The organism is Parvibaculum sp. (assembly GCF_049671045.1).
Taxonomy (GTDB): Bacteria; Pseudomonadota; Alphaproteobacteria; order Parvibaculales; family Parvibaculaceae; genus Parvibaculum.
In genome coordinates this window covers 21,926-30,917 of sequence record NZ_JBATUH010000095.1, presented here as the reverse complement: position 1 = coordinate 30,917, position 8,992 = coordinate 21,926, and the positions used below count along the sequence as shown (strand labels likewise).

The following is an 8,992-nucleotide window of genomic DNA, read 5'->3' as shown; positions in this document are numbered from 1 at the left end:
CCCATCGTGGCGGCGGTGCCGATCCAGCTTCTCGCCTATCACGCGGCCGTCTCCAAGGGCACGGATGTCGACCAGCCGCGCAACCTCGCCAAGTCGGTGACGGTCGAATAGGCGATTCGAGCGCGGTCAGTTCGATCGGAGGTTGAATTCGGGCGCTCAAGTGCCTGATTTTCACATCATTTTGGAGATGTATGGCTTGCCCTCCTGCGGCTCGTGGTAAACTTGCCGCGGGGAGGACAGGGCATGCGGCGAGACTATCTCAGACGGCTGACGATGGCGGCGGCGCTCACCATGCTGACGTTTCTGCCGGGCTCGGTCATTTCTGCTCCGCCCGACACATCGCCCGCATTGGCCGCCGCCGATGCCGACGCCCTCCGCATCGTCGATGAAGCCGCCGAGGCGATCGCGGCCGGAAGACATGCGGAAGCGATAGCGGCGCTCGATGCCGCCATCGACGGCCACAACCTTTCGGGCATGCCATTGGCCGTCGCCTATCACCATCGCGGCATGGCGTATCAGAAGTCCGGCGATGGCTTGGCGGCCATCGCCAATTACACAAAGGCGATCGACCTCGGCACGCTGCCGGAAGAAATGAAGGTGCGGGTCCACTACAACCGCGCGCTGGCGGAAGCGGCCACCGGAAACAAGATGGCGGCCGAACTCGATTACTCGCGCGCCATCGAGCTTGCGCCGAACTACGCGCCCGCCTGGCATAACCGCGCCAATCTCGAGCGCGAGCGCCGGGACTATCCGACGGCGATCCGCGATTATGGCGAGGCCATGGCGAGGCTCGATGGCGACAAGCGCAAGTTCCCGTTGCTCGGCCGCGCTCTCGCCTATGAGCGGAGCGGAAATCTGCAGGCGGCTGTTGCTGATCTGAGAGAGGCGCTCGCCATCGATCCGCAATTTCAAATGGCGCGGACGAAGCTCGATGAATTCGAGCCGATGCTGGCGGAGGCAGAGGCGGGGGCAGAGGGGCAGGAAAATCTGGCCACCGGCTCGATCGGCACCGGCTCGATCGGCACCGGCTCGATCGGCATGGGCGAAGCGGCGCCAGCCCCCCGGCAGGTGATCGAGGTTGCGCCGAAAAACGGCTGGACCACTCAGGCGCTTCGCTATGGGGCGGAACCCGCGGCAGAAACGAAGATGGAGAAGCCCCGGCGTCTCGCTTCCCTTCCACCTGCGGAGCCTGTGGCGCCGCAGGCTTCGGCGGCGGCGAAAGGCAAGTATCGCATCCAGCTCGGCGCCTTCCGCGCGGAGGGCGATGCCAGCAAGGCGTGGAGTGACATGCAGGCGCGCCATCCCATCCTCGCGCCGCTCGATCATCGGATCGAAGAGGCCGATCTCGGCGACAAAGGCGTCTTTTTCCGGCTTCAGGCTGGCAGCTTCAAAACCCGCGCCGAGGCCCGCGCCTATTGCGAGAGACTCAAGACAAAGCGCCTCGATTGCCTCGTCGCGGGCGGATGAGCCAGAATTGACGTAGCGGCCAGGCGGCTAAAGCCCCTCGTGGAGACGGGCTGTTGTCCCGCATGGCCTTTGGTCGCTAAACTCGGGCCAACAACAACACTTCGCAGCAAGGGGAAATGATGGCCCAGCAGTCAATCGGGCTTACAGCCTTTGGCGGTTATGTTCCGCGGCTTCGTCTGCAACGCAAGGCAATCGCGCAGGCCAATGCCTGGATTGCTCCGAACTTTCTCGGCAAGGGGAAGGGCGAGCGTTCCATGGCGAACTGGGACGAGGACGCGATAACCATGGCGGTGGAGGCAGCGCGCGACCTGCTCGGGCCGGATGACGATCGCTCTCATGTCGATGCGCTCTATTTCGGCTCGACGACATTTCCGTTCGTCGACCGGCTCAATGCGGGCATCGTGGCAGCGGCGCTGACGCTCGATGAGAATGTGCGCGCCGTCGATGTGGCATCGACGCAGCGCGCCGGCACCTCGGCGTTGCTTCAGGCGCTGACGGCGGTGAAGGCGGGAGAGGCGAAGCACGCGCTCGTGCTTGCCTCCGACCATCGCAAGGCGCGAGCGGCAAGCGCGCAGGAGCTTGACTTCGGCGACGGCGCGGCGGCGGTTTCCATCGGCAACGAGAACGTCATCGCCACCTATCTCGGCGGCACGAGCCTGACGGTCGATTTCGTCGATCACTATCGCGGCCAGGGCAAAGACTTCGACTACAACTGGGAAGAGCGCTGGATTCGGGACGAGGGCTACTCGAAGATCGTGCCGCGCGCGGTGAAGGCGGCGCTCGAGAATGCGGGCGTCAAGGCCGAGGACATCAAGCACTTCGTCCTGCCTTGCATGTTCGGCGACAAGTTCGTGCAGCAGCTCGCCAAGCGCTGTGGCATCGCGCCGGAAGCTGCCCGCGACACGCTGGCGGCGAATTGCGGCGAGACGGGCACCGCCCATTCTCTCGTCATGCTCGTTCACGCCTTGCAGAAAGATGTGAAGCCGGGCGAGAAGGTTCTTCTCGTTCATTTCGGCGGTGGCTGCGACGCGCTCGTCTTCGAGGCGACCGACAAGCTCTCGAGCATGGCGGGCAAGCGCGGCATCGTCGGATCGCTCGCAAACCGCAAGGAGGAGACGAACTATCTCAAGTTCCTCACCTTCAACGGCCTGATCGAGTGGGAGCGCGGCATGCGCGGCGAGCAGGACAAGAAGACCGCGCTCACCACGCTCTATCGCAACGAGGACATGCTCATGGGTCTCGTCGGCGGCCGCTGCAAGGAAACGGGCGTGGTGCAATTCCCGCGCTCGCGCATCTCGGTCAACCCGAACAATCACACCGTGGACACGCAGGAGCCTTACAAGTTTGCCGAGCGCAAGGCGAAGATCCTGTCCTGGTCCGCGGACTTCCTCTCGTTCAGCATGAACCCGCCCAATCATTACGGCATGGTCGTCTTCGACGAGGGCGGGCGGATCATGATGGACTTCACCGATGTGGAGCAGGGCACGGTCGATAGCGGCATGGATGTGCGCCTCGCCTTCCGCATCAAGGACTTCGATGAGAAGCGCGGCTTCCGCCGCTATTTCTGGAAGGCCGTTCCAGTTACCGGCAGCAAATCGTCAGCGAAATCAGGGCAGGCCGCCGAATAGGCGCAGCCGAAGCGATCAGGGAAGGAAAAGTCATGGCTTCAGGTATCAAGGACAAGGTTGCGATCCTCGGCATGGGCTGCTCGAAATTCGGCGAGCGCTGGGACGCCGGCCCCGAGGAACTGATGGTCGAGGCCTATCTCGAGGCGATGCAGGATGCGGGCATCGAGCCGACGCAGATCGACGCGGCCTGGTTCTCGACGCATATCGACGAGGTCGGCACCGGCAAGGGCGGCACGCCGCTCTCGCTCGCGCTGCGCCTGCCGAACATCGCTGTGACGCGCGTTGAGAACTTCTGCGCTGGCGGCTCCGAGGCGCTGCGCGGCGCCGTCTATGCCGTCGCATCGGGCGCGGCCGACATCGCGCTCGCGCTCGGCGTCGAGAAGCTCAAGGACACAGGCTATGGCGGCCTGCCTGTGGGTGCCGCCGGCACGCTCATTCCGCAATGGGCGCCTTCGGGCTCGGCGCCGGGCAACTTCGCCCAGCTTGCGTCGGCCTATCGCGCGAAGCATGGCGTCGCCAAGGAAGACCTCAAGCGCGCCATCGCCCATGTCTCGGTGAAGAGCCACGCCAATGGCGCGAAGAACCCGAAGGCGCATCTGCGCAACGTCGTGACCGAGGAGCAGGTCATCAACGCGCCGATGATCGCCGAGCCGCTCGGCCTCTTCGACTGCTGCGGCGTCTCCGACGGCGCGGCGGCGGCTATCGTGACGACGCCGGAAATCGCGAGGGCGCTCGGCAAGAAGGACATCGTCACGGTGAAGGCGATGCAGCTCGCGGTGTCGAACGGGCTCGAGTCCCAGCACAATTCCTGGGACGGCAGCTATTTCCACACGGCGCGGATCGCGGCGCGGAAAGCCTATAACGAGGCCGGTATCCAGAAGCCGCGCGAGGAAGTCAGCATGATGGAAGTGCATGACTGCTTCTCGATCACCGAACTCGTCACCATGGAAGACCTCTTCATCTCGCCGGAAGGCGGCGCGGTGAAGGACGTCATGGACGGCTTCTACGATGCGGATGGCAAGGTGCCTTGCCAGATCGACGGCGGCCTCAAGTGCTTCGGCCATCCGATCGGCGCGTCGGGCCTCCGCATGGCCTATGAAATGTATCTCCAGATTCTCGGCCGGGCGGGCGAGCGCCAGCTCAGGAATCCACGGATCGGCCTGACGCACAATCTCGGCGGCGCGCCGTCGTCGAATGTGTGCTCGGTGACGATCATCGGCGCCTATGGTGCGTGATCGCATGATTGCGTGATGAGCGAGGGCCGGGAGAAATCCCGGCCCTTTTTTGTTGCGGGGACGAATGCTTTTCAATTCGCCTGTCTTTCTCTTCGCCTTTCTGCCGGCGGTGGCGCTTCTGTGCTTTTTCATCCGCGCCCGTCTCGGCCGGGAGGCGGCGCTCGGCTTTCTCGTCCTCGCATCGCTCTTCTTTTACGGCTGGTGGAACCCGGTCTATCTGCCGCTTCTGATCGTACTCGCGGTCTTCAATTTCGTTCTGGCGCGTTTCATTCTCGCCGAACGGATAAAGCCGGGGGGCGGGCGCGCGGCCGCTCTCGTCGCCTTCGGCGTGACGGTCGATCTCGCGGCGCTCGCCTATTTCAAATATACGGATTTTTTCATTCGCACACTGAATGAGGCGGCGAAAGCGGAAGTTCCGCTCCAGCATATCGTCCTGCCGCTCGCCATATCCTTCTTCACCTTTCAGAAAATCGCCTATCTCGTCGATGCCGGGCGCGGACAAGTGGAGAAGCACAGCTTTCTCGAATATTGCTTCTTCGTGATGTTCTTTCCTCAGCTCATCGCCGGGCCCATCGTTCATCATCACGAGATATTCAGCCAGACGAAGCGGGAGCACAGCTTTCGTTTCGATCCGATGAACCTCGCCGTTGGCCTCACGATCTTTTTCATGGGGCTCTTCAAGAAGGTCGTCATCGCGGACAATCTGGCGCCGCTCGCCAGCGCCGTTTTCGGCGATGCCGGAAGCGGCCATGAAATTTCGTTCCTCCGCGCCTGGGAGGGAATGTTCGCCTATACCTTCCAGCTCTATTTCGACTTTTCCGGCTATTCGGACATGGCGATCGGCGCCGCGCGCATCTTCGGCATCAGACTGCCGCTCAATTTCAATTCGCCCTATCAGGCGGTGAACATCACTGAATTCTGGCGGCGCTGGCACATGACGCTGTCGCGGTTCCTGCGCGACTATCTCTATATCCCGCTCGGCGGCAACCGGCGCGGCAAGAGGCGGCGCTATCTGAATCTCTTTCTGACAATGGCGATCGGCGGGCTCTGGCACGGCGCGGCATGGACCTTCGTTCTCTGGGGCGCGATGCATGGCCTCATGCTCATCGTCAATCATGGCTGGCGTGCGATCTGGACGAAGCCCATAGACAAATGGTGGTCGCGGGGTATCGCGCGCGCGGTCACGCTGCTCTTCGTTGCGTTGGCATGGGTGCCCTTTCGCGCGCCGGACCTCGATGCGGCAACCGCCATCTATCGCGGCCTTGTCACATGGCCGTCGGACCTGTCGATTCAGGCGCTCGGGGGCGATCTCTTCTGGCTCTCATTCTGGGTGAGTGTCGCCTGGTTCTGGCCCAATACGCAGCAATGGATGGCCATGGCGCAGCCTGCCTTCAACTATTCGCTGAAGGAAAGGCGCGACGACCCGCTGCTGCTGCCGCTGAAAGGCGCCATCGGGCGACGTCTCACCTATTGGCGGCCGGGCGCTGCCTATGCCGCTGCCATCGGCCTTTGCGCGGCGGCGTCCTTTCTCAGCCTTCAACGCGTCAGCGAGTTCCTCTATTTCCAGTTCTGAACGATGACGAAGTTTCCGCTCAACGCCAGATCCTATCTTCTCGTGCTTGGCAGCGTGATCGCGCTAACGCTTGGCGCCGTCCTCGCGTTGAACGCCATGGTCGATCCGCTCTGGTATTTCGGCGGCAACAGGCTCGGGCCGGTCAATTTCGCCTTCAACGAACGCATCTCGAAGGCGAACCGCATCGCCGGTCATGAAAAGGACTATGACTGCGTCATCTTCGGCGACAGCCGCGTGACGCTCCTTCCGGAAGGTCTGATTAAGGGCTTCCGCTGTTACAACATGGCTTTTTCGTCGGGCACGGTCAGCGAATTCGTGGACTATGCAAACTGGCTCCGCGGCCACGGCCTTTCGCCGAGGCTCGTCATCGTCGGATTGAGCGCGACCGATTTCCGCGTCTATGTCTCGCCACGCAACACGCCGGACTTTGTGCGCGAGGGACGCGCGCCACCGCCTGCGGCCGTCTCCTATCTCTCGCTCGATGTCGCGGGCATGTCGCTTCGCTCGCTCTTCGGGCGCTCCCCGGTCGATCGCGTCTATGACCGGGAGTTCCGCTGCCATGCGGCCTTTCCGGCTCTTCGCTACGATCCGCAAGTTCCCGTCCGCGATCTGCTCAAGGGACGGTTCGACGAGCGCGCCCCTCTCGATCGCTACAGGGAGTTGCGGACGGTCTTTCCCGAGGCGCGGTTCGTGGGCTATGCGCCGCCGATCTCGGCCTGGGCCATCGCGACTTACGCACGGATCGGCTGGCTCAACAGCTATACCGCCGCGCTCCATGACGCCGCGGAGCCGTTCGACAGGTTTCTGGACTACAGCGCGCCATCGCCCATGACGGCGGATGCGTCGCAGACCTATGACGGCACGCATTATTCGGAGAAGGCGAATGAGGACATCGCCGCCTCGCTGCTCGTGCGGCAGGGCGATGTCATCGACCTCAAGCAGGTGACAGCGAAGGAAATGCTCGCCCTCTATCGCGAGCGGCTGGCGGCGCTCGCTCCGGCGCTCAGGCTCGCAGAGGAAGCGGAGCGATAGGCGGGCTCACCTTCCGGCGCTGCGCCTCATGCGCGGCGACGACGAAGATGCGGTCGGCCTCTCCGCCGGCGGCCGTCACCGGGAAGACACCGCGATAGATATAGATGAAGTCGCGCCCCTGAATGGGCACTTCGGTCCAGGAATAGATCGGCTCGCCGCCGGCCATGACTTGCAGAAATTCGGCCCGCCTGATCTCGGCGCCTTCGGACGTGAGCGCTTCGCCGAGGAGCTTGCCCGTATAGTCGACGCCGAAAATCTCGCGGCATCCCGTGCCCGCGAGGCGGTAACGGAACTCGGTGCGGCCGTCGAGTTGCAGAGGCTCGAGAAGCAGAAGCCAGGGCACGAGGTCGGGGATGCTCGACGGGCCGAAATCGGACCGCAGCGGCAGCGCTCCGGCGTCCCGCTTCCGGCTGTTCCAGTAATGACCGAACAGGGCAACAGGGTGATTTTCCGGAATGTCGGTCTCGGACAATTGACGATAGGGCACGGTCGGCTCACCCGGCTGCTGGGCGTGATTACGGGAGGAGCCTAGGTGAAAAGCCTTACCAACTATTGCCTGCAAATCCTTCAAATTTTAGCGAAAGCGGCATCAGGCGACGAAGGCGGCAGCAGGAAACGGAGGGGCAGGGGGTCGGCACCTCCCCGCCCAAGGCGCCCTTCAATTCGCCATTTCCTCGAGCGCGCGGCGATAGCCGGAATAGTTCGGCTGGTCGATGGCAAGCTTCGTCATGGTGATCGCCCAGAGATGATCGGCGAGGCCGGGCGTCGCCAGCGTGATCTCGCCGGATTCGATCCGTGCACAGAGCTCCCGATTGAGCTCGTCGAGCGAGCCGTCATGGCCGAGGAGCGCCTTCAGCCTTTCGTGCTCTTCCGTATTGGCCTTCGGCGCGATCTCCAGCTCACGCTTCACGATGTCGAGCGCATTGGCGGCGACGCGCGCGTGGAAGGCCGCATGACCCTGAAGCTGAGGCATCGCATGGTTGCGAATGAAATCGGCCACGATGTCGATGAGTTCGGCTGCTGTTGGCTGATCCTGCATGGGTTCATTCCTTTCCGAGCGGCGCGAGGAGGCGCATCAGATCGACTTCGGTTTCGGAGGCGCGACGCCCGATGGTGGCGCGCTCGACCGAGCGGTCGCCAGCCTTGAAGGCCATCACCATGGTCGTGCACATGACGCCCCATTTGAGCGTTCCGAGCACTTCCCAGAACTTGACGCGCTCGGGATCGACCTTGTGGCCTCCCGCGGCTTCATAGCCTTCGTAGAGATCCTCGCGCCGGCCGAAGCCGCCGACCGGATTGTCGATATTGCCGAAGCGCCAGGAGTTGACGCAGATCCAGCCCAGATCCTCCATGGGATCGCCGATATGGGCGAGCTCCCAGTCGAGAACCGCGCGCACGCCATCGGGACCGATCATCAGATTGCCGTGGCGGAAGTCGCCATGCACGAGCGTCAGCTCGGTCGTCTCCGGCGGCACGCGCTCCTTGAGCCAGCGGAAGGCCAGCTCGAAGACGGGATGCGGATGGTTGTGGGTCTTGTAGGTCTGGAAATACTGGTCGACTTCCGCGCGAGCCGGGGAGACGCGGAGCGGCGGCAGCTTCGACTTGTCGACCTTATGGAGGCGGGCGAGGATTTCGCCGCATTGCCGGGCAAGCTTCGGCCGCGCTTCGGCGAATTCGGGATCGCGGAGGATCTTGCGGGCGATGGTTTCGCCCTCGATCCGGTCCATGACGAAGCCATGGCCCATGGCATCCTTGTCGTCGAGGACGAGACGCACGGGCGGCACTGCGACGCCCGCCTCGCCGGCAAGCCGGATGAGTTCCGCCTCCGTCTCGAGCCCCGCCGCCGTGCCGGAGCGCCCTTGCGTCTGGCCGCCGCCGGGCGCGCGGCGCAGAATGAGGGGGATCGGCGCGCCTTCGGTCGTCGCGTCGAAAGACCATGTCTCCTGGCTCGCGCCGCCGGAGAGGCGGCGCAGTCCGGCTATGCCGGTCGCGCTTGGAATCCTTCGGCGCACGGCTTCCGCGAGAGGGGCCGCGATCGGATTTGCCTCTGCACTCAT

The 8,992-nt window shown here is 63.6% G+C and carries 8 protein-coding genes; 5 read left to right on the top strand and 3 right to left on the bottom strand.

Annotated elements, in window-relative coordinates; genetic code table 11:
• The first annotated feature begins 243 nt into the window (after positions 1-243).
• The 5 genes from WBG82_RS10885 (at position 244) to WBG82_RS10865 (ending at position 6,935) form a co-directional block, all read left to right on the top strand.
• Positions 244-1,467: an SPOR domain-containing protein gene (locus WBG82_RS10885; protein WP_424424550.1), complete on the top strand. Its 1,224-nt coding sequence runs from the start codon at positions 244-246 to the stop codon at positions 1,465-1,467.
• Between the two features lie 119 nt (positions 1,468-1,586).
• On the top strand, positions 1,587-3,095 hold the full coding sequence (locus tag WBG82_RS10880) for a hydroxymethylglutaryl-CoA synthase family protein (RefSeq protein WP_424424549.1): 1,509 nt from the start codon (positions 1,587-1,589) through the stop codon (positions 3,093-3,095).
• A gap of 32 nt (positions 3,096-3,127) precedes the next feature.
• The gene (locus tag WBG82_RS10875) at positions 3,128-4,330 is read left to right on the top strand and encodes an acetyl-CoA acetyltransferase (RefSeq protein ID WP_424424548.1); all 1,203 of its coding nucleotides are present in this window, start codon (positions 3,128-3,130) and stop codon (positions 4,328-4,330) included.
• Between the two features lie 64 nt (positions 4,331-4,394).
• A complete protein-coding gene (locus WBG82_RS10870) occupies positions 4,395-5,903 on the top strand; it encodes an MBOAT family O-acyltransferase (protein WP_424424547.1) in 1,509 nt (502 codons plus the stop codon).
• Positions 5,904-5,906: 3 nt separating this feature from the next.
• Complete coding sequence (locus WBG82_RS10865; protein ID WP_424424546.1) at positions 5,907-6,935, top strand: hypothetical protein; 1,029 nt, start codon at positions 5,907-5,909, stop codon at positions 6,933-6,935.
• Here WBG82_RS10865 and WBG82_RS10860 read toward each other — a convergent pair.
• From WBG82_RS10860 to WBG82_RS10850, 3 genes are all read right to left on the bottom strand, one after another.
• Positions 6,907-7,422, bottom strand: coding sequence for a PAS domain-containing protein (locus WBG82_RS10860; protein WP_424424545.1), 516 nt, complete (start codon positions 7,420-7,422; stop codon positions 6,907-6,909). The genes WBG82_RS10865 and WBG82_RS10860 overlap by 29 nt on opposite strands.
• Positions 7,423-7,593: 171 nt before the next feature.
• Entirely contained in the window at positions 7,594-7,974 is a 381-nt protein-coding gene (locus WBG82_RS10855) for a DUF6285 domain-containing protein (protein ID WP_424424544.1), read from the bottom strand.
• A gap of 4 nt (positions 7,975-7,978) precedes the next feature.
• Entirely contained in the window at positions 7,979-8,992 is a 1,014-nt protein-coding gene (locus WBG82_RS10850; RefSeq protein ID WP_424424543.1) for a phosphotransferase family protein, read from the bottom strand.

Coding starts and splice junctions, on each gene's coding strand:
- WBG82_RS10885 (WP_424424550.1), top strand. CDS start 244: ATGCGGCGAGACTATCTCAGACGGCTGACGATGGCGGCGGCGCTCACC.
- WBG82_RS10880 (WP_424424549.1), top strand. CDS start 1,587: ATGGCCCAGCAGTCAATCGGGCTTACAGCCTTTGGCGGTTATGTTCCG.
- WBG82_RS10875 (WP_424424548.1), top strand. CDS start 3,128: ATGGCTTCAGGTATCAAGGACAAGGTTGCGATCCTCGGCATGGGCTGC.
- WBG82_RS10870 (WP_424424547.1), top strand. CDS start 4,395: ATGCTTTTCAATTCGCCTGTCTTTCTCTTCGCCTTTCTGCCGGCGGTG.
- WBG82_RS10865 (WP_424424546.1), top strand. CDS start 5,907: ATGACGAAGTTTCCGCTCAACGCCAGATCCTATCTTCTCGTGCTTGGC.
- WBG82_RS10855 (WP_424424544.1), bottom strand. CDS start 7,974: ATGCAGGATCAGCCAACAGCAGCCGAACTCATCGACATCGTGGCCGAT.
- WBG82_RS10850 (WP_424424543.1), bottom strand. CDS start 8,992: ATGAGTGCAGAGGCAAATCCGATCGCGGCCCCTCTCGCGGAAGCCGTG.